Below are 20,151 nucleotides of genomic sequence, written 5' to 3'. Positions count from 1 at the left end.
GTGCAAAAAACGATCATATATTTTTTATTATTGGGTTCAGTAGGTTTTGGTATGCAAGTCCCTGTTGCAGTAAATAGCTTTGATAAGTTGTTTGTAAAAGCACAAGATTCGACTAGAAATAGGTACTTGACTATACTTAAAATGAAATGTAACCCCTGTCATATTCAAAAGAAGCGTCCAGAGATTTTTACAGCAGAAAATTTAGATCTTTTTGCGCAACAGATAAGGGATCAGGTAATAGAAAAAAAGCGAATGCCAAAGGGGAAAAAATATAATTTAACCCCTGAGGAATTCCATATTATTAAGCAATATTTAGTGCCTTAGGCATTGTATATTTCATTGATTAAGTTTTCATATTTAGCTTTCACTACTTTTCTTTTTGGTTTCATGGTAGGTGTTAGTTCACCCGATTCGACTGTCCACTCGTTGTTTACCAATTTAAATTTCTTAATCTGTTCCCAGTTCCCAAATCCTTCGTTGTAATGGTCTACCTCTCTTTGTATTCTTTCAATAACTTTTTCGTTTGCAACAATGGCTTCAAAAGTACCTTCGCACTTAATTTGTTTTCTTTTACACCAATCCACTATAAAGTCAAATGAAGGAACGATTAAGGCAGCAGGATGTTTTTTACCTTCACCAATCACCATGATTTGTTCAATAAACCTTGATTCTTTAAATTTGTTTTCCATGACTTGAGGGGCGATATATTTTCCACCAGAAGTTTTAAACATTTCTTTTTTACGGTCTGTAATCTTTAAAAAGCCACCAGGTTCTAATTGACCGATATCTCCGGTTTTAAACCAGCCATCAGCAGTAAATTCTTCGGCAGTTTTTTCAGGATTTTTATAATAGCCTTGCATCACATTTGGTCCTTTAGCAAGTATTTCGCCATCTTCGGCTATTTTCACTTCTACGTTGTGTAAAGGTTTACCAGTGGTACCAAACATTAAGTTATTTTCACCAATGTAATTGACACTAATTACGGGAGAGGTCTCGGTAAGACCATAACCTTCTAGTACAGGAATTCCAGCGGCATAAAAGATTCTAGCTAAACGTGGTTGAAGAGCGGCTGATCCACAAGGGATAACAATCACTCTACCACCTAGGGCTTCTTGCCATTTACTAAAAATTAGTTTTCGGGCTATTTTTAATTTAAAAGTATAGAATGCAGATTTACCAGAGAGTTCAAATTCGTTGCCTAATTCTACAGCCCAGAAAAATAGTTTTCTTTTGATTCCAGTTAAATCATCTCCTTTTAATATGATTTTATCGTATACTTTTTCTAAAAGTCTTGGTACAGCAGTGAATACGTGTGGTTTTACATCCTTTAAATCATCACTTAAAGTTTCCATTGATTCAGCAAAATAAACAGATATACCTAATATTTGGTAGAGGTAAAGGATCATTCTTTCATACACATGGCAAACCGGTAAAAAACTCACAGCGGTATGTTGTTTTCCCACAGGAATTCTAGGAATACTACCATATACATTGGCAATGATGTTCGCATGCGTAAGCATAACCCCTTTTGGGTTTCCCGTGGTACCAGAAGTATAGATTAGGGTCACTAAATCGTCAGATTTAATGGCATTTTTTCTTTTTTCTAGTGCAGCGTCTAGTACTGGGTCGGCAGGCTTCATTAAATCTTTAAAGTCGATAGCGCCAGCTACATTTTCGAAAGCATAAATACTTTGAAGGGAAGCCACTTCCGATTGAATGGCTTCTACTTTGCCAAAGAGTTCTTGGTTAGCGACAATACAAATTTTTATTTCGGCATTATTAAATATAAACTTATAATCTTCTTTAGATATGGTTGGGTAAACAGGAACACCAATAGCACCAACCTGTTGGATTGCTATGTCACATATATGCCATTCAGAGCGGTTATTTGAAATGATTGCTATTTTATCACCAGCTTGGATACCTAGTTCAATTAAACCACGACTTACTTCGTTGGCACGGTCAATATATTGTTGGGTGGTGATTGTTTTCCATTCATCATTTACTTTATCACTAAAAGCAATGTCTTGCGGGTATTGTTTTAATTGATAATAAGGGATTTCGAAAAGACGAGTAATTTTTTCCATAATGTTGTAATCTTAATGCTTGTGAAGTTAATTAAAAATAAGAATAATTCCACGATAATGTTTACTTAACCTTAGGAAATTATTATATTTATAAAATAATAACCGCACCCTGTAACTTTTTGATGTTTCAAATTGTTTTAGATAATGTAGGTGCTGAAAAAGTATAACTTGAACAGAAAAGAGTACAATACCATTGTTAAAACTTTGTCGGGACGATTGTTTGGATACTGCGTTAAGTATCTGCAATCAAAACCTGATGCGGATGATATTGTGCAAGATGTTTTTGAAAAGTTGTGGAACAACCGTAAAAAGGTAGATTTTGAAAAATCAAAGTCATGGCTTTTTACCACTGCCCATAACACCATGCTAAATTATATTAAAAGAAGGAACCGCATCTCTTATGTAGATGAAGTGAGTTCGGATGATACACAAGTATGTCAAATACATCAATTTGAATTGAAGGAAATTATAAATCACTCTTTAGAGATTTTACCGCCAGTTCAAAAATCTATCATTTTATTGCGTGACCTTGAGGGTTACGATTATAAGGAGATAGGGGAGATTTTAGAATTATCTGAATCTCAAGTGAAGGTTTACTTATTCAGGGCTAGAAACAAAATGAAGAAACGATTAAAAAACTTAAACATGCTAGAAGTAAAGCATGCTTAAATAAAAAAGAAGAAAGGGTAAATGCAAATTCCTGGAAATTTTGATAAATGGATGTTTAATTATAAGGAAGGCAATTTGTCTGCCGAAGAATTAGATTATTTCCAAAAATACATGTTACACAATCCTGAGTATTTTGAGGATGTGGAAGCATGGCGTCATGCCCAAATTCCAAAGGAGACATTCGAATACGCAGGAATGGAGCAATTGTTGCAAACCCAATCTGTTTTTCAAAAATATGGTAAATGGGCGGCGTTATTACTATTATTGTTGCTTTCAGGCGCTAGTATTCAATTTTTCTCCAACCCATTTTCAAAAATTAATACACCTATTTATTCTCTTCGTGCCCACACGGGTGAATCTTACCTAGGGGCAAATACAGGGGATAATAATGCTAATGCCCAAGAAGAGGCTTTAAGTCCAATAACCTCGGTGAATTCGTCCCGACAAGGAGTAAGCACATTGCTTGGTTCCCTTAAAAAAGAAAATAGCAATACGGCAAGTAAAAATGTAACAGGAATTAATGACGGAGAAGATACTTGGAATAATACCGCTTACGGCAGTGAGTATGCAGTAGGTAAAAACGGAAAAAAAGTATTGCGTGATGAAGTTTCAAAATTAAACGGGAATAATGTTTCCCATCAAGGCGCATATGCACATAACCCTAAATTTGAACAGCGCATTACGAAAGAGGGGTTTAAGGAAAGAAAATCAAAATCATGGCAGTATAAATTAAGGTCACTTGTAAGAAAAATAGATAAAGTATCGGGTTACCCAATTGCGCTTGTAAATTTAAGAGATCCAGAAATTATCATTCCTAATAAAAATTTATTGAACTTTAATCCTGGATTTACAGGGAGTTCGGGTAATTTTAGAATTGGCACTGATTATAGAAATCAGTGGATGGGCCAATCCAACCAAAGTCAATTAAGCACACTTTATTTTGATTCTTATGCTAGCGGAATACAAGGAGGAGTGGGCGGAAGTATCACCTATCAAGATTATAATTATGGAGGATTTCAAAATATAGTTGCTAATTTCTATTATTCTCCTAAATTTGTTCTCGGCAAAAATATTGTATTTGAACCTGCTTTAAAATTAAGTATGGGAAGAATGCATAAAAACACGGATAAAATAGGACCGAATTCGTTAATTGAATTAGATAGAGGTCGGGTTTTAAAAGCAAAATCTGAATTTTCTACCATTAAAACAAGTAACGATTTATGGTTTAAGGATTATGGTTTAGGATTTGTCTTAAATACAAAATGGTTTTATTTGGGTGGTTTTGCGGATAATTTATATGGGCATGACGAGAGCATATATGTCTCGGATGCCGACTTAAGATTGAACAGTACAGTACTCTACACAGGAGTGATTGGTTTTGATTACCAATCAAAAGATAGAAAAACAACATTGAGTCCGTTTGTAACTTATTACCAACATGGACAAAAAGAGGAGTTTTGGGCAGGAGCAACTGCACAATTTAATTGGTTAACGATTGGAGCTTCGTATTCTTCCAATAAAGAATACGCAGGTTCAGTAGGGTTAAAGTTTAAGACGTTTAGGTTGAATTACCAATTGGATAATGTGGATTCTGAATTACTAGCAGGTAATTTTGTATCGCATAATTTGGGTATTCGATTTAACACTAAAAATAAGACTATTAGATAAAAAGTATGACACGACTGAAAAAAAGATTATTCATTTTATGTTTAGGAGTAGCAGGGTTTAGCTTTGGGCAAGATCCAGTGTTTTCACAATTTTACGCAAATCCTATTTATTTGAATCCAGCAATGGCTGGTACAAATGGTTGTCCACGTGTGAATTTCAATTATAGAAATCAATGGCCTTCTATACCTGGTGCTTTCGTGACCAATACGGTATCCTATGATCAATATGTAAATGTATTGCATGGTGGTATTGCAATTTCTATGATGAATGACATGGCTGGACAAAATACCATCAATTGGAATTCCTTGAATTTAGCCTATTCATATCATTTGCAAGCTTCTAAAAAGTACACTTTTTTATTCGGTGCCCAAGCGGGATGGAATCAAAAATTTGTGGATTGGAATAAGTTAACTTTTGGAGATATGATTGATCCAAGAAAAGGATTTATTTACCAAACTGGTGATTTACCAAGTGGAAGAGTATTTGATAATGGCTGGGGAACCAAGGGGTTTTTTGATGTAAGTGCAGGTGTCGTTGCCTTTTCAAAAAACTTTTATGCTGGTGCGAGTGCAAAGCATTTAAATACGCCAAATGAATCTGTAATTGCAGGTAGTTCAGAATTACCAATTTTTTTTACAGGGCATATGGGAGCAACCATTGATTTGGCTAAGAACTCTAAATATGCAGAAGACATTACCTTATCTCCAAATATTATATACACCCGTCAAGGGGAGTTTAACCAGTTAAATTTAGGAGTATATGTAAAATATTCTGCTTTTACGGCAGGTGCTTGGATTAGACAAGGGGATGCATTTATATTATCTATTGGTGTAGATACTGGTGCATTTAGATTTGGCTATAGTTATGATATTACAACTTCTACTTTGTCGAATGCAAGTGGCGGTTCACATGAATTATCTGTTGGATTGAACTTTAATTGTAAGAAACCAATTAAAAAGTTTCGTACTATTTCATGTCCATCCTTTTAAAAAATTGAAGGGGTGGTTCCCTTTAATGATTCCATTTTAACCAATGGAATTCTTTGTTTTGGTTTAGAAAAGAGATTTGCTTTTATAGAGAGCAAATCTCTTTTTTTTTTCTACCTATGCGAAATGTGTAAAGAAGAATGGTTAAACATAGCTGTTGCTAGACCAGGTTCATTTTAAATTACTTTATGTATGCCAACAGAAATGACGCCATAGAGATTTATTTTGTCTATTGTGTATCCACATAAAGGCAAGGAATATGTACCAGTCAATAAGCCGAAAGTATATGGGGCGAGAAGGCTAAGTAAGTTATTATTCTGCGTTGTAAACCACTTCGCCATTTAAATAAGTTTGGAAGATAAAAGTTTTTAAAATTTCATCTTCTGGCACCTCCATAATGTCTTTGGTAAGTATTACAAAATCGGCATCTTTTCCGGTAGCTAGACTGCCTTTTTTGTCTTCTTCAAAATTAGAAAACGCAGGCCAATAAGTGATCCCCATTAATGCAGCTCTTCTACTCAAACACTCTTTGTCCTTAGGTTCGTTAATATTTACAGGTTCATCTTTTTTTCTTCTGGTTACCGCAGCGTAAAACGTTTCGAGCACAGAAATGTTTTCTATCGGAAAATCGGTCCCTAATACAATTAAACCAGCCTGATTGAATAAAGTGTTGTATGCATAAGCTCCCTTTAACCTATCTTTCCCTAGTCTTGTTTCAATCCAGTCTTTATCGGATGTGTAATGGGTTGGTTGAACAGAAGGGATAACCCCTAAATATTGGAAGAACGCCATGTCTACACTGTCTATTATTTGGGCATGTTCAATTTTCCAGCGGTGGTCTAATTCCTGCCCAATAGTTTGCTGGTATATTTTCAATAAGGTTCTATTAGCGGAATCGCCAATACAATGTGTATTGAGTTGAAAATTAATATTTTTTGCAATTTCGGCAATTTTCGACATGCTTTCCTCGTTTTTTAGCAGACTACCAAAGTGATTGTGCTTATCGGAATAAGGATTTAATAAGCAAGCACCTCGCGAACCTAATGCGCCATCAGCAATTAGCTTAAAGCTATTGATGTGAAGTCCCAAGCTATCATAACTACCGTGTTTCAATGCATATTCCAAATTTTCTGGTGTTGGAAATAGCATCATATAATCTTTTATTTTTAAATCGCCATTTTGGTACCATTGGATAAATTGTATACGTTCTGCTGCAGTTACACCGGCATCATTAATGGAAGTAAGTCCTTGTTCAAATAATTTTGTTTGGGCTATTTGTAAATATTTTAATTTTTCAGTAGCATTTACGGTTGGGATTTTATCTACCACCAAAGTTACCGCGTTGTCGATCAATAAGCCTGTAAGTTTTTGGTTTTCCATTAAAATTTCTCCTCCTTCTACTTGCGTATTAGCATCTATTTTGGCAAGTTCTAAAGCCTTTTGATTGGCCAAAGCTGCATGTCCGTCTACTCTTCGGATTAATAGGGGAGTATTGGGAAAGCGTTTATTTAAACTGTCGTTGGTTGGAAAAGATTTGTCGTCCCATAAGTTTTGGTCCCAGCCCCGACCAGTAATCCAGGCAGTTGGGTTTGATTTTTGAAAGGCTATAATTCTAGAAATAACTTCATTAAAAGATTTCGTACCGTTTAGATCCACCTCTCTCAACGTGTTAGCGTATCCCCAAAAATGACAGTGGGCGTCATAAAACCCTGGGTAAATAGGTCTCAATGCCCCGTCTATTATGTTACTACAATCGTAGCCATTTAGAATTTCTCTATTTGGTCCTACTTGCAAAATTTTACCATCTTTAATGGCAATAGCTTGTTGAATAGAGAATGATTCATCACAAGTATAAATTTTTGCATTGTGGATGATCATGTCTGCTTTATCGGGTTGGTAACAACCAAGCAAAAGTAAGGGTAATACAAAAAGGACAGTTAGTTTATAATTTTTCATAGGAAGGTTTTAATAATAGGAATCCACTGATAATTAAAAATAATTCAGCTGGAATTTTATAGCGGACAATAGCACCAAATATAGGTACGGAAAGACCGATAATGAGTAAGATGGAAATGGCGGCGCCAAGCAGTAAAAAGAGCAAATATTTTTCTTGATTTTGTAGTTTTTTACGTCGACGAATACTAAATAATAGGAAATAAATCAGTAATAAATTGGATAAAAAGCTCAAGTATTTTAAGTCATTTCCGCCATCTGTAGGGAAGGGGCGTATCAAAGTATTGGTGAGTGCCATGGGAATATTTTTAAGCAGTTGCAGGGGAGAGAATTGAATTAAAGTTTGCGCAACATAACTATTAGAAGGTGGATAAATCAAGTAAATGGGGTATTGGCTGCTATTTTTAGCCATTGTAAAATTTTTATATTCGTCGGTTCCAAATAACTTGTAGCTACCTTTTGTGGCTTTTTCAACTATTATACTTTGCTTATCAATGATTTTAAAGTTTTCGAGTTGTTGGTAAGGGAAAACACAGAAAGCGGAATCGTTGATAAAAGTAATGCCACCTTTTCCCATGTTATTTAAATCCATTTGTTTGATGGATAACTTTTTGGTGATATTGAGTTTCCCAGGTATAAAAACCACCGCCATTCCGATTAATAATACCGAAAGCATGCTTATTTTTAGTTCTTTAATTTGCCAATTCAACTTAGCGCCTAGCAGATAAAAACCGGTAAATACCATTACTGTCACGCCGGTATAAGGTTTGTTAAAGGCTAACATAAAAATGCTAATTAAAAATGGAATCCAAAGAAAGAATTTTTTAGGGAAGGAGATGATTTTGAACAGGTAATAAAAGAAAAGACCTAAGCTAAGAATCAACAAGCTTTCTTTTAGCAGACCGCTGCTCCAAAAGCAGAGATTTGGAAAGCAGATAATGGCGAGCCAGAATAATTTTTTATGGGAGATAAAGTTTTGAAAAGCTTGGTAGATTAAATGCAGTCCAATAAAAGATAAAAAGCTAAAGCAAATGGCGTGGATATATGGGTTTCTGTCAGAAAAAAAATGGATAAAAGCATTTACTTTAAGAATTAATCGGTTGTCATTGATTACTTCATTATTCTGACTGTAGTCCCAAATGTGGGTATGTTGCATAAATTCTATAACCCGTTCATCCTGACCATCAATCCATCCAAAAATTAATTGAATAAATGCACTAAAATCATGTTTTGCTAATTGATTCAATTGCCAACTATCCATCATAAAACTTTGAGAGTCTCCAAACAAAAGACCATCTGCAAAGTAGTGGGTAAATAGCCAAATGTAGCCAGCGCCCACCAATAGTTTTAAAGCGTATGTCCCCATATAAAGGGCGGGGGCAAGTGTAGTTTTTTTACCTAATTGGTAGGCAAAAAAGGTTGTTAAGCTTAAGATAAGAATTAAACTTAACCCAGTCATCAATCTGCTTTTTGCACTGTGATGGTAACTGTGCCTCGGTGGAATTGCGGATACATGGTATCGGCAACAAATTTCAATTCTGCCTTAATTTTATTTTTTCCTTTTACCATATTTGGGGTAGAGTAGCCAGTAGTTGCCATTTTATCTAATTCACAAGTTACTACATCTCCTTTTTCATTTACCGTGATATTAAATACTAATATGGCATTTTTACTACCAACAATTTCAAAATCAAAAGGCTGTAAAAGCGGTCTTTTATCCGTTGCAATTTCTCCTTTTAATTGTCCAAAAGAAAGACTCATCAAACCACAAAACAGGCAGGTAAATAATAATTTCATAGTTATAATTTTTGAGCGAGTTGAACCACCATTTTATTCTTCCAGTCGGTAAAAGTGCCTGCTTCAATTTGTGTTCTAGCTTCACCAACAAGCCACAAGTAAAAAGCCAAATTGTGTATACTAGTAATTTGTTTTCCTAATGCTTCGTTTACGGTAAAAAGGTGGCGCACATAAGATTTAGAATAAGTACTATCCACATAAGAGGTACCGTTTTCATCCAAGCAAGTAAAGTCATCTTTCCATTTTAAGTTTTTGACGTTCATGATGCCATTTTGAGTGTAAATGGTACCATGTCTAGCATTTCTAGTTGGTAGAACACAGTCGAACATATCAATACCCAGCGCAATACATTCTAAAAGATTAATTGGTGTACCTACGCCCATTAAATAGCGTGGTTTTTCCTTTGGTAAATAATCGCAAACCAAATCAGTCATTTCATAAAGGTCTTCATCAGGTTCCCCTACAGAAAGGCCACCAATAGCATTAGCGGGTAAATCAAAACTAGCAATTGTTTCAGCCGACTCTTTTCGCAGGTCTTTGTATACACTACCTTGAATAATGGGTAATAAAGTTTGGTCGTAACCATATAAAGGCGTTGTGCTATCAAATCGATCAACACATCTTTTTAACCATCTATGCGTCATGTGCATAGAACGTCTTGCATAATTATATTCACAAGGGTATGGGGTACACTCATCAAAAGCCATAATTAAGTCTGCACCAATCGACCTTTGGATATCCATGGCGTATTCAGGGGTAAACAAATGAGAACTTCCATCAATATGAGATTGAAATTTCACCCCATTTTCATTAATTTTTCTGGTACCGGACAAAGAATAGACTTGGTATCCACCAGAATCGGTTAAGATGGGCATATCCCAGTTCATGAATTTATGTAAACCACCAGCTTTTTCTAGGGTTTCAATTCCCGGTCTTAAGTAAAGGTGGTAAGTATTCCCGAGTATAATTTGGGCTTTTACATCATTTTTCAGTTCATGTTGGTGCAAGCCCTTTACTGTTCCAGCGGTACCAACGGGCATAAATATTGGTGTTTTTATTTCACCATGCGCCGTGGTTAATGTTCCTGTTCTTGCTTTTGACTTCGGGTCGGTTGATTCGAGTTTAAAATTCATTTTGTGGAAAAGTATTTAAAAGACAAAGATAAGGGTAATACAAAAAGTGACACATTTGTTTGAATTTTAATTATGAAAATTTTACCACCATTTGAATTTGATTTTATAGGTATCCTATTACTGGCATTTTGTCTGTCTGTTGGGTTACAAATATTATTTTTATTACTGTTTAATTTAAGGCTATTATTTCATAAGAACAAAACCGATAGCAGCACCTTTTTGCCCCCAATTTCAGTTATTATTTGTGCTAGAAATGAGGAAGATAATCTATATAAATACCTGCCATTTATTTTACAACAGAATTATCCTGATTTTGAGGTAATAGTGGTGAATGATCAAAGTGTAGATGATTCGGGGCATATTATCAAAGCCTATCAAAAAGACTTTCCAAATTTGAGGTTAATAGCCTTAGAAAAAAATAAGCACCGAAAATTCGGTAAAAAAATACCGTTAACGGTAGGAATAAAAGGAGCCAAACACGATTTTATATTATTAACGGATGCGGATTGCAAGCCGAATTCTAAAGATTGGTTAAGAGAAATGGCGGCATCTTATTCCTCTACCAAGCAAATTGTGATTGGCTATGGTCCAATGTATAAGCACAAAGGATTGCTCAATAAATTAATTCGATTCGATACAGTTTCCATTGCCATTACCTATTTAAGTGCGGCAAAAAACAGAATGCCGTATATGGGGGTAGGTCGAAATATGGCTTATTCGAAAGACCTTTTTTTAGCAAAGGATGGTTTTAAAAGTCACTACCACATTCCATCAGGGGATGATGATTTATTTATGCGAGATGCTGCTAATGCTAAAAATACCATTATAAATATTACAAATAATGCATTTGTATATTCTGAGCCAAAAAAAGATTGGAAATCGTGGTTAGCACAAAAGCAGCGACATTACACAACAGCTACGGAATATAAACTTATTAACAAGTTGTACTTAGGAATATTCCCTAGCACCTTCTATTTCATGTGGTTTTCTTTCTTTATTTTATGCTTTAATACAGACTGGTACTTTTTTATTGGAGGCTTGTTGGTGTTAAGATATGCTTTGTATTGGATAATCAATGGTTTATTGATGAAACGTTTAAAAATGAAAGACTTAATTTTGGTTTTTCCATTATTTGAAATGGTTCATTTAATCATCACGCCATTCATTTATTATGCAAAGTCAGAAAAAAATAAAAAGGCATGGTAAAAGAAAATAATTTATCGGAAAAAGGAAAAAAAGATTTAGCATTGGTAGAAAAGGCTTTGAATGGTTCACAGCCTGCATATGCTGAATTAATGGAAAAATACCGAGAATCGATATATTATATGATGCTAAAAATGGTAAGTAAAGATGAGGATGCGGAAGACTTGACCATAGAAGCCTTTGGTAAGGCATTCAATCGTTTACACCAATATTCTCCAAGTTTTGCTTTTAGTACTTGGCTTTTTAAAATTGCTTCAAACAATGCCATAGATTTTATTCGGAAGAAAAGAATCAAGGTAACCTCCATGGAGACAGGATTTACGAATAGTGATGGAGAAGCCATTGTAATAGATGTTGAAAGTAGTGAGCGTGACCCAGAAGAGGTGGCAATTCATGCGGAAAAGGTTAAACACATGCGTAACATTGTGCAGACATTAAAGCCACGTTATAGAGAGTTGATTGAGAAGCGGTATTTTTTAGAATTATCTTACGAAGAAATTGCGGCAGACATGGATTTACCATTGGGTACAGTAAAGGCGCAACTATTTAGGGCACGTGCATTTTTGGCAGATTTAATGGAGAAAACGAAGGACGCTATTTAGGCGCATATTTTTTTTCTTCTATAAAAATGGCCCCTTCTTTCAGGGAGTATGGCGATACGATAAATTTTTCAACGGCTAATTTTTGAAGCACCCATCTGGTTTTTAAGGCAGCGATATTGATCATTTTTTTTCGAATAGGAATAATAAAGCTATTCTCCTCTCTTTCTTTTTTAGTAGAATAGATAATTTCGTTAAGGGATTGGATTAGGATTGGCACTTCAATTTCCACATATTCATTTCTAGGATACTGTTTATTCGCATACAGTTCGTAAAAGGTTTTAAAAGAGCCGGATGAACCAATAAAAACAGCGGTCTGCTTGTCTTTAAAAAAATCATTGGTGATTTTAGCCAGATAGCCTTCAATATTTTTAACGATACTTTCGTTTAGCGCTTTGGGTTTGTCGAAATACTGGTACATTCTAGACACGCCAATTTCAAAGCTTTTTTTATGTTGAACACCATGTTGGTTGGCAAAGATAAATTCTGTACTGCCACCGCCAATGTCCATAATTAAGCCAGGGTGTGTAAAATCGTATCCTAGTTTTACGCCTTTATAGATGTAGTGTGCTTCTTCAGCACCAGAAATTACTTGAATATGGATACCTGTTTTGGCAATCACTTCCGTTAAAAAGGAATTTTTATTCGTCGCGTTTCGAAGGGCGGAAGTACCAAATGCGTGAATATATGCCACATTTAATTGCAGGCACTTGTCTTTAAAACTTTCTAACGTTTTTATACCTCTATCAAAGGCATTGGCGACTATTTTAGCATCATTGATACCATTATTACCTAAGCCAACACCTACACGTTCTTTAAATACAATTTCAAAGGAATTTTCAGACCGGTCGACAACCAATAAATTGAACGTATTTGTTCCAATGTCAATAATAGCAATTCGATTTTTCATCATTAGGTCCACTACAAATTACGAAAAAAAATCGAGAAATTGGATACTACTACTTATATTTTAACCATTTGAGCACTTCTCTCCAGCTAGCTTTTTTACCATACATGAGTATTCCTGTTCGGTAAATTTTAGCAGCCATCCAGGTGGTGGCAATAAAAGTGAGGATTAATAAAACAATGGAAACGATTAAGATAAAAGGAGAAACGGTTCCTATGGCCACTTTTACTACCATAACAATAGGTGAGGTGAGGGGGATGACAGAAAACCAGGTTCCGATAACACTTTCGGGGTTGGTCAACATCAAGGAAGCTACCAGATAGGCTAAAATTAAAGGCATAGTTACGGGTAGTACCAATTGTTGGGTATCTGTTTCGGAGTCCACCATGGCACCAATCATGGCAAAAATGCCAGAATAGATTAAGAAGCCACCGATAAAGTAAATTAAAAAGAAAGAGATCATTACAAACCAGTTGATATCGAAATAGATAAAATTGACAAAATCGTTAGATTGCGCAATACCTTGGTTTACTATTTCTCCATTTTCCATTGCTGCGGCATCCCAATTGGCTGGATCTACCATGTCGGGAAATACAAAAATACGTAGTAAAAATAGGCCAATACCCGACATTACGACCCAAATCATAAATTGGGTTAAACCAACGAGGCCAATACCTGTAATTTTACCGAGCATTAAGTGAAAAGGTTTTACCGAAGAGATAATGATTTCCACCACACGGTTAGTTTTTTCTTCAATAACGCCACGCATTACTTGGTTAGAATAAAAGAAGATAAAAAAGTAAATAAGAATAGCGAATCCAAATCCTACAGTGGCTCTTCTAGCGCTGTCGTCTTTTCCTTCGGGGTCTAGTGCATCCAAAAATTTAAAATCAAAAGGGAGTTGGATTAAGTTATACTGTTGCAGCGTTAAATCCGTTTTTTTCAATGCAAAATATTCCCTAATTCTAGCTTCGATTCTATTTTCAATGTAGCTTTTAATCTTTAAGCTTGGATTTTTTTTATAGTAAGCTACCACCCTTCTGTTTTGGGGCACCTTTTCGTTTAGGCTAATTAATATATCGTATTCTTCAAATTTGGGATCATTTAAAAATTGTGCTGCACTGTCGATATAGTTTTCATAGAAATAAAACTGCGCAGGAGTATTTAAAGGATCTTCTTGAAATATTTTTGTGCCACACCAGCCACCAGGATCGGCTACTAAAACCTTGACTTGTTTTTCATCTTCGAGACCTAAGTACATTACGCCAAACATAAATCCAATAAAAACAATAGGAATAAGGATGGTAGTTGCTAAGAAAGATTTTTTTCGAACACGGGTATTGTATTCCCGCCCAATAATCAATTTTAAATTACTCATGGTTACCTCCTTTTGTTTGTTGTATTGCTTTAATAAAAATGTCATTCATGGTAGGTTCAATTTCTTGAATAGAAATAATTTCAACAGCGGGCAGAATAGCTTTTAATAAGTCATTCACTGAATTATTATTTTTTAGTTGTACGTGAGCAATGGCAGTATTGTCATCAATTTGAGTACTGTCTACCAAATTAAATCCGGCCCAAAGGGCATTGGCAAATGCCATCATCACCCCTTTAAATTTCACTTCATAAATATTACTTCTAAATTGATTTTTAACAGCGCTTAAAGAACCATTTAATACCACTTTAGATTTGTTTAACAATACAATAGAGTCGCAAATTTCCTCCACACTGTTCATGTTATGCGTTGAAAGCATGATAGAGGTGCCATTTGCTTTTAAGCGCAGTATTTCAGCTTTAACAAGCTCGGTATTAATAGGGTCAAAACCACTAAAAGGTTCATCTAAAATTAAGAGGGGTGGGTTATGTAAAACGGTAGATATGAATTGAATTTTTTGCGCCATCCCTTTTGATAATTCTTCAATTTTTTTGTCATACCATGCTGCAATTTCAAACCTTTCAAACCATTCTTTAAGTTTAACTTTTGCTTCGTTTTTCGACATGCCTTTAAGTCTTGCAAAATAAAGAGCTTGTTCGCCTACTTTCATTTTTTTATACAAGCCTCTTTCTTCAGGAAGGTATCCTATTTTGGTGATATCTTCTCTTTGAATGGGTTTACCTTCTATCAGTACGTTACCTGAATCAGGCGCAGTGATTTGATTAATGATTCTGATTAAACTGGTTTTTCCGGCACCATTTGGACCTAAAAGTCCAAATATTTCACCTTTTTGAGTACTTAAAGACACATCATCTAAGGCCTTGTGGTTTGCGTATTGTTTAACAATGTTTTCAATGCGGAGCATTTCCATAAATAAAATTTAATGTTTAAAGATAATAGTTCTGGAAAATTTAAAGCAGTTTAGTGGTGTTAAAATGCAGGTAGAAGGTTTTATTTACCTTTAGCTTTAATAATGATTGCCATGGTATAAAACATAATTTTTAAATCGAGTGCCAAAGACATGTTTCGAATGTATAATAAATCATATTTCATTCTTTGCAGCATTTCATCAACATTTTCAGCATAGCCAAATTTAACCTGACCCCAAGAAGTAATTCCTGGTCGTACTTTATGAAGATAAATATATTGCGGATCTTCCTGAATAATTTTATCGATATAGAATTGTCGTTCAGGTCTTGGACCAACGATAGACATGTCCCCTTTAAGTACATTCCAAAATTGAGGAAACTCATCTAATCTGGTTTTTCTTAATATTTTACCAAGGTTAGTAATTCTACTATCGTTAGAGCTGGATAGCTGGGGTCCATTTTCTTCAGAATTCAGCACCATGGTTCGGTATTTCACAATTTGAAAAGGTTTACCGTTTAAACCAATTCTTTCTTGGGTAAAAAATACGGGACCTTTAGAAGATGTTTTAACTAAGATGGCTAAAAGGAGTAAAAGGGGGGATAATATAATTAGGGCAAAAGTAGCGATAAATAAATCAATGAATCTTTTGGTCGCATACTGCCAGTCGGGCATTGGGAGTAGGTTTACTTCAAGAAGTAGAGCGCCATAAATACTGTTCATTTTCACTTGACCAGCTAATATATCGTAAGAATCGGGGATGATATTAATTTTCAAATCGTAAGTGGCCAATTGAATAAAGATACTTTGTAATTTTTGGTGGTCAGAACTTTCCAGGGCAATAATTACTTCTTCGAATTTTTCATTTTTAAGAATTTGATGAATGTCATCAATATGTCCTAAAAAAGGCAAGTGTTCACTTAATTTAAAGTCGTTACCATTAATGTTCACATAGCCTTTTAAATGGTGTCCAGAGCTTTGTTGTAATTTTTTCAACTCATCTATCACTTCAACAGCTTTTTGACTACCGCCAATAATCAGGGTATTAAAGCCAAATTTACCGGCATGAATTTTCTTTACTTGAGGGGTAATAATTAGTAAACGCGGGATTAAAGTTAAGCTAAAGTGGAGTGCGAAAAGCACAAAAAGTAATTTATAGTATTGGTTATAGTTATAGATTTCATCATCAATCAACAGTACAAAAAACACCATGATGGTAACAATAACGGAGGAGATGAGGGTGTCTTTTAAAACACGTATTCTATACAAGCGTAAAACGTTTCTGTAAGTGCCTTGCATGGCATAGAAAAGCATAAAAAAACTAGGTACAACAATAAGGCCTAAGAAGAATCGGTTATTAAAAACAACGGTATCGTATTCAATATAAATGTCGCGATAAACAAAAAATAAGGTCCATATAATTAGTGCTGCGACTAAATCGCATACAATAAAAAGTATGGTTTGTTTTCGTTTATTCATACTGGATTTAATAAGATACAATTCTTATATTATCTAGATAGATTACACCTTCCGTGTTATTATCATCTATAGAACCATATAAATAAAGTTCGTAATAAGTTGCTAAAGTATTTACGTTAGTCCAGTAAGTAAGTGGGAAATAAGCATGTTTCCATTCAAAATTATTTGAATCCGTTGCGTAAAGACCTACATGGGGAGAATTGATGGATTCTGTACCATCTGCGGTAGCATCTAAAATACCAATGGTAAAGGAGTTTGTAGAAAGGTAGTCTAATTCCAAATAAACTTCCGTTTGTTTAATTAAAAAACTTTGTGCTGTAATAATGGTAAAGCTGGTATCTATATTGGATAATTTAATCATCCCACAATTGTTACCATATTTTACAATATTAGGATAGTCATTTTTGGAGATACTAACAATTTTGGTTGAATCGTCACTAGAGAAAAGGCCGAATATATTTCCGGTATCTTCAAAGTCTTCCTTACCTGCAAAAGACAAGCCAGATTTGTATTTAAACTCAGGTTTCACTGCCGTAATTTCTTCTTTTTTTAGTTGGATTGTGGTAGAGTAGGAAGTATAAAACTCATAATTAACACGGGTATCTCCTTCTCCATTATCTTTAATTCCAGCAAAAACTTGGAGTTCATGTTCTCCTTCTTCCAGTATTGGCATTTTTAATGGAATTTCCCATGTTCCCATAGATTTCCCATCTAAATAGACCCAAGCATCTACTATTTCTTCGGAGTTTTCACCTTCTACGGTGACATTAGTTGTAAAAGTAAAGTCATCAATCACCAACCAAGATGGTGTTAAATCGGGTTGGCAAGCAGTAAATAAGGTTAATAAACAGGCAAGGTAAAATATTTTCATGCAATAGATTTTGTGTTTAACGGTAATTTCGATTAATTATTTTCTTGAATTCGATTTAAATTTACGTCAACATCTTGCATGATTAAATGAGCTACTTTAAGGGCTTGAAATCCATCTGAAATGGTTACCACTGGAATTGTTTTATTTTCAATGGCATTAGCAAAAGCGCTTAACTCCTCTTTAATGGCGTTAATTTCGTCTACTTTTGGTGAAAATATTTCAATTTTCTTTTTGGTGGTGCCATCCGCCATGTCTAAAACTATATCAAATGGATCCGCTTCTTCCTTTAGGGTAGTCAGTTTAACAATTTCTGTTTTCTTATTTAAAAAATCGACAGAAATATAGGCGTCTTTTTGAAAAAACCTAGATTTGCGCATATTTTTCATAGAAATTCGAGAAGCTGTCAGGTTAGCAACACAGCCATTTTCAAATTCAATTCGTGCATTTGTAATATCAGGCGTTTCACTTACTACAGCCACCCCAGAAGCAGATATGCGACGAACAGGAGATTTCACTACACTTAAAACAATATCAATATCGTGAATCATTAAGTCTAACACCACAGGCACATCCGTACCTCTTGGGTTATATTGTGCCAAGCGGTGCGTTTCAATAAATCGTGGACTATTAAAAAAAGTACTGGCATTTGTAAAAGCGGGATTAAATCTTTCCACATGTCCAACTTGAACCGTTACTTGGTGTTTGTCAGTTAATTCAGTTAGTAAAGCGGCATCCTCTACATTATTGGTGATTGGTTTTTCCACAAAAACATGCACCCCTTTTTCAATGGCCGTTTTAGCAATTTCGAAGTGGGAAAGGGTAGGTGTTACAATATCAATACAATCTACCGCATCAATTAAAGCGTTGACTGTATCAAATCTTTTTAAGTTATATTCTTTAGCTACAAAAGCGGCATTTTCTTCATTGGGGTCAAAAAAACCAACAAATTTATATGTTGTTGCTAATTCATTAATTAATCTTGCGTGGATTTTTCCTAGATGTCCGACACCAAAAAGGCCTATTTTGAGCATGCAGTTGTTTTTTTACAAATTTAATTTACAAAGGGACTAATCCCAATAATATTAACTTTATTTAATATTAATATGAGTTATTTAATTTAAAAACGTAATAATTTTATGGTATAGTTCGTCTGGTGCTTCCGCATGAACCCAATGCCCTGCATTTTGGATGGTGTAAATTTCAGCATGGGTAAATTTGCGGTGTATTTCTGCAGCATCAGATGCTAGTATATAATTGGATAGTGCCCCACGAATAAAAAGAGTTGGTGTATCTATGGTTCCAAAATATACTTCTTCAATTATTTTATCGATTTGATGGGTTAATACCGGCACATTCATTCTCCAATCGAGTTTACCTTTTTCCACCCAATACAAGTTTTTCAATAAAAATTGACGTACACTGGGATCTTGAATATATTCCGACATGACTTCACTTGCTTGTCCACGGGTTTTTATTTCAGACAAATCTAAGCTATTAATGCCTTTGAGAATTTGATCGTGGTGCCTTGGGTATTGTTTATGAGAAATATCTATTACAATTAGTTTCCGAATCAAGTCTTCATGTTCTGCAGCAAAACCGATAGCTGTTTTTCCGCCCATGGAATGTCCAATTAGATTGATATCCTTCAGACCTAAATCATTTACCAATTCAGCTAAGTCTTCCACCATTAAGTCGTAATTAAATTCAATACTATGTGGAGAATGGCCATGATTTCTTTGATCGACTAAATAAACTTGAAAGTTTTCTGCCAATTTTTTACCCATGGTTTGCCAATTGTCTAATGAGCCAAATAAACCATGCAGAATTAGAAGAGGAGGGCCAGCTTCTCCTAGTTTTTTATAATTCAATTTCATATATTACAAATATATAGATACGGTTTGGTTAGCAAGAAAAAAAAATTAATTTTGTAACCTAATTTTATTAAATCCCGTAAAGGAGGATAAAACTTTTAAAACTTAAATTCATGAAAACAAAAGTACTAACAATTTTTGCACTTGCATCTTTAGTAATGATGAGCTGTAAAAAAACAGAAACAGCTACACCTGCAGAGCCAGGTTCAGCAACAATAACAGGAACGCTTTATGCACCTCTTGATTTAGGGAATGATACCACTGCAGCAGGTGTATTTATTTCAGGTTACGATAATGAATTTGCACCTTCAGGTACAAAATTAACAGCCATTATTGATACTTATGATTTGCAAAAGAATCCAGACAACAGTTTTAATTATGAATTAAAAAAATTCACTGCTGTAGTTGGCGATAATGGATCATTTACCTTTACAGGTTTACCAACGTATTCTGAGCAAATTAATGTAGAGATTAGATTCAGTGATTTTGATGCAAGTCAAGCACAATTTGACCCATCAAACAATCCAGCACAAACTAAAATTTATACATTAAGTGATAAAAATGCTACTATTTATGATGGTGCTAGCTTAATTAAAGAATACACATATACAGCAAACTAAAAAAAA

At 34.7% G+C, this 20,151-nt stretch carries 19 protein-coding genes; 7 read left to right on the top strand and 12 right to left on the bottom strand.

Annotated features, from left to right (window positions below):
• On the top strand, window positions 1-324 hold the full coding sequence (locus DNU06_RS10700; protein ID WP_233503009.1) for a hypothetical protein: 324 nt from the start codon (window positions 1-3) through the stop codon (window positions 322-324).
• On the opposite strand, the gene DNU06_RS10695 is transcribed toward DNU06_RS10700, so the two are convergent.
• Window positions 321-2,087, bottom strand: a complete 1,767-nt coding sequence (locus DNU06_RS10695; protein ID WP_111063331.1) for an AMP-dependent synthetase/ligase — start codon at window positions 2,085-2,087, stop codon at window positions 321-323. The two genes, DNU06_RS10700 and DNU06_RS10695, sit on opposite strands and share 4 nt — an antisense overlap.
• Window positions 2,088-2,255: 168 nt before the next feature.
• On the opposite strand from DNU06_RS10695, the gene DNU06_RS10690 reads away from it, so the two are divergent.
• From DNU06_RS10690 to DNU06_RS10680, 3 genes are read left to right on the top strand one after another with little or no spacing between them, the layout of a single operon-like run.
• Window positions 2,256-2,756: an RNA polymerase sigma factor gene (locus DNU06_RS10690; protein ID WP_158526876.1), complete on the top strand. Its 501-nt coding sequence runs from the start codon at window positions 2,256-2,258 to the stop codon at window positions 2,754-2,756.
• Window positions 2,757-2,777: 21 nt separating this feature from the next.
• A complete protein-coding gene (locus DNU06_RS10685) occupies window positions 2,778-4,424 on the top strand; it encodes a PorP/SprF family type IX secretion system membrane protein (protein WP_111063329.1) in 1,647 nt (548 codons plus the stop codon).
• A gap of 5 nt (window positions 4,425-4,429) precedes the next feature.
• A complete protein-coding gene (locus DNU06_RS10680; protein ID WP_111063328.1) occupies window positions 4,430-5,413 on the top strand; it encodes a PorP/SprF family type IX secretion system membrane protein in 984 nt (327 codons plus the stop codon).
• 309 nt (window positions 5,414-5,722) lie between these two features.
• Here the strand turns inward: DNU06_RS10680 and DNU06_RS10675 are convergent, their stop codons facing one another.
• The 4 genes from DNU06_RS10675 to tgt are packed head-to-tail and all read right to left on the bottom strand — an operon-like array spanning window position 5,723 to window position 10,293.
• A complete protein-coding gene (locus DNU06_RS10675) occupies window positions 5,723-7,366 on the bottom strand; it encodes an amidohydrolase (protein ID WP_111063327.1) in 1,644 nt (547 codons plus the stop codon).
• Window positions 7,353-8,822, bottom strand: coding sequence for a hypothetical protein (locus tag DNU06_RS10670; RefSeq protein ID WP_111063326.1), 1,470 nt, complete (start codon window positions 8,820-8,822; stop codon window positions 7,353-7,355). The genes DNU06_RS10675 and DNU06_RS10670 overlap by 14 nt, the downstream gene beginning before the upstream one ends.
• Complete coding sequence (locus DNU06_RS10665; protein WP_146239215.1) at window positions 8,822-9,160, bottom strand: hypothetical protein; 339 nt, start codon at window positions 9,158-9,160, stop codon at window positions 8,822-8,824. The genes DNU06_RS10670 and DNU06_RS10665 overlap by 1 nt, the downstream gene beginning before the upstream one ends.
• Before the next feature lie 2 nt (window positions 9,161-9,162).
• Complete coding sequence (gene tgt / locus DNU06_RS10660) at window positions 9,163-10,293, bottom strand: tRNA guanosine(34) transglycosylase Tgt (protein ID WP_111063324.1); 1,131 nt, start codon at window positions 10,291-10,293, stop codon at window positions 9,163-9,165.
• A gap of 72 nt (window positions 10,294-10,365) precedes the next feature.
• Between tgt and DNU06_RS10655 the strand changes: the two genes are divergently transcribed.
• Both DNU06_RS10655 and DNU06_RS10650 read left to right on the top strand, forming a co-directional pair.
• Window positions 10,366-11,499 (top strand): glycosyltransferase, encoded by a 1,134-nt coding sequence (locus DNU06_RS10655; RefSeq protein ID WP_111063323.1) that lies wholly within the window; start codon window positions 10,366-10,368, stop codon window positions 11,497-11,499.
• On the top strand, window positions 11,493-12,098 hold the full coding sequence (locus DNU06_RS10650; protein ID WP_111063322.1) for an RNA polymerase sigma factor: 606 nt from the start codon (window positions 11,493-11,495) through the stop codon (window positions 12,096-12,098). Before DNU06_RS10655 ends, DNU06_RS10650 begins: the two co-directional genes overlap by 7 nt.
• On the opposite strand, the gene DNU06_RS10645 is transcribed toward DNU06_RS10650, so the two are convergent.
• The 7 genes from DNU06_RS10645 to DNU06_RS10615 form a co-directional block, all read right to left on the bottom strand.
• On the bottom strand, window positions 12,091-13,008 hold the full coding sequence (locus DNU06_RS10645; protein ID WP_111063321.1) for a Ppx/GppA phosphatase family protein: 918 nt from the start codon (window positions 13,006-13,008) through the stop codon (window positions 12,091-12,093). The genes DNU06_RS10650 and DNU06_RS10645 overlap by 8 nt on opposite strands.
• Before the next feature lie 46 nt (window positions 13,009-13,054).
• The gene (locus DNU06_RS10640; RefSeq protein ID WP_111063320.1) at window positions 13,055-14,425 is read right to left on the bottom strand and encodes an ABC transporter permease; all 1,371 of its coding nucleotides are present in this window, start codon (window positions 14,423-14,425) and stop codon (window positions 13,055-13,057) included.
• Window positions 14,373-15,302, bottom strand: coding sequence for an ABC transporter ATP-binding protein (locus DNU06_RS10635; protein ID WP_199399020.1), 930 nt, complete (start codon window positions 15,300-15,302; stop codon window positions 14,373-14,375). The genes DNU06_RS10640 and DNU06_RS10635 overlap by 53 nt, the downstream gene beginning before the upstream one ends.
• A gap of 86 nt (window positions 15,303-15,388) precedes the next feature.
• A complete protein-coding gene (locus tag DNU06_RS10630; RefSeq protein ID WP_111063318.1) occupies window positions 15,389-16,783 on the bottom strand; it encodes a sugar transferase in 1,395 nt (464 codons plus the stop codon).
• 7 nt (window positions 16,784-16,790) lie between these two features.
• A complete protein-coding gene (locus tag DNU06_RS10625) occupies window positions 16,791-17,654 on the bottom strand; it encodes a hypothetical protein (RefSeq protein ID WP_111063317.1) in 864 nt (287 codons plus the stop codon).
• 32 nt (window positions 17,655-17,686) lie between these two features.
• Window positions 17,687-18,685 carry a Gfo/Idh/MocA family protein gene (locus DNU06_RS10620; protein ID WP_111063316.1) on the bottom strand — a complete coding sequence of 333 codons (999 nt, stop codon included), beginning with the start codon at window positions 18,683-18,685 and terminating at the stop codon, window positions 17,687-17,689.
• Between the two features lie 81 nt (window positions 18,686-18,766).
• A complete protein-coding gene (locus tag DNU06_RS10615) occupies window positions 18,767-19,528 on the bottom strand; it encodes an alpha/beta fold hydrolase (protein WP_111063315.1) in 762 nt (253 codons plus the stop codon).
• Between the two features lie 110 nt (window positions 19,529-19,638).
• Between DNU06_RS10615 and DNU06_RS10610 the strand changes: the two genes are divergently transcribed.
• A complete protein-coding gene (locus DNU06_RS10610; RefSeq protein WP_111063314.1) occupies window positions 19,639-20,145 on the top strand; it encodes a hypothetical protein in 507 nt (168 codons plus the stop codon).
• Window positions 20,146-20,151: the final 6 nt, after the last annotated feature.

It is taken from the genome of Putridiphycobacter roseus (genome assembly GCF_003234935.1).
Taxonomy (GTDB): Bacteria; Bacteroidota; Bacteroidia; order Flavobacteriales_D; family Crocinitomicaceae; genus Putridiphycobacter; species Putridiphycobacter roseus.
The sequence above is the reverse complement of the archived record's forward strand: the minus strand, read 5'-3'. Positions and strand labels throughout refer to the sequence as shown.

What these genes read in the sequence shown, in the direction of transcription:
- DNU06_RS10685 (WP_111063329.1), top strand. Translation starts at nt 2,778, where the DNA reads ATGCAAATTCCTGGAAATTTTGATAAATGGATGTTTAATTATAAGGAA.
- DNU06_RS10655 (WP_111063323.1), top strand. Translation starts at nt 10,366, where the DNA reads ATGAAAATTTTACCACCATTTGAATTTGATTTTATAGGTATCCTATTA.
- DNU06_RS10640 (WP_111063320.1), bottom strand. Translation starts at nt 14,425, where the DNA reads ATGACATTTTTATTAAAGCAATACAACAAACAAAAGGAGGTAACCATG.
- DNU06_RS10630 (WP_111063318.1), bottom strand. Translation starts at nt 16,783, where the DNA reads ATGAATAAACGAAAACAAACCATACTTTTTATTGTATGCGATTTAGTC.
- tgt (WP_111063324.1), bottom strand. Translation starts at nt 10,293, where the DNA reads ATGAATTTTAAACTCGAATCAACCGACCCGAAGTCAAAAGCAAGAACA.
- DNU06_RS10675 (WP_111063327.1), bottom strand. Translation starts at nt 7,366, where the DNA reads ATGAAAAATTATAAACTAACTGTCCTTTTTGTATTACCCTTACTTTTG.
- DNU06_RS10635 (WP_199399020.1), bottom strand. Translation starts at nt 15,302, where the DNA reads ATGCTCCGCATTGAAAACATTGTTAAACAATACGCAAACCACAAGGCC.
- DNU06_RS10650 (WP_111063322.1), top strand. Translation starts at nt 11,493, where the DNA reads ATGGTAAAAGAAAATAATTTATCGGAAAAAGGAAAAAAAGATTTAGCA.
- DNU06_RS10665 (WP_146239215.1), bottom strand. Translation starts at nt 9,160, where the DNA reads ATGAAATTATTATTTACCTGCCTGTTTTGTGGTTTGATGAGTCTTTCT.
- DNU06_RS10610 (WP_111063314.1), top strand. Translation starts at nt 19,639, where the DNA reads ATGAAAACAAAAGTACTAACAATTTTTGCACTTGCATCTTTAGTAATG.
- DNU06_RS10615 (WP_111063315.1), bottom strand. Translation starts at nt 19,528, where the DNA reads ATGAAATTGAATTATAAAAAACTAGGAGAAGCTGGCCCTCCTCTTCTA.
- DNU06_RS10645 (WP_111063321.1), bottom strand. Translation starts at nt 13,008, where the DNA reads ATGATGAAAAATCGAATTGCTATTATTGACATTGGAACAAATACGTTC.
- DNU06_RS10625 (WP_111063317.1), bottom strand. Translation starts at nt 17,654, where the DNA reads ATGAAAATATTTTACCTTGCCTGTTTATTAACCTTATTTACTGCTTGC.
- DNU06_RS10670 (WP_111063326.1), bottom strand. Translation starts at nt 8,822, where the DNA reads ATGACTGGGTTAAGTTTAATTCTTATCTTAAGCTTAACAACCTTTTTT.
- DNU06_RS10695 (WP_111063331.1), bottom strand. Translation starts at nt 2,087, where the DNA reads ATGGAAAAAATTACTCGTCTTTTCGAAATCCCTTATTATCAATTAAAA.
- DNU06_RS10680 (WP_111063328.1), top strand. Translation starts at nt 4,430, where the DNA reads ATGACACGACTGAAAAAAAGATTATTCATTTTATGTTTAGGAGTAGCA.
- DNU06_RS10620 (WP_111063316.1), bottom strand. Translation starts at nt 18,685, where the DNA reads ATGCTCAAAATAGGCCTTTTTGGTGTCGGACATCTAGGAAAAATCCAC.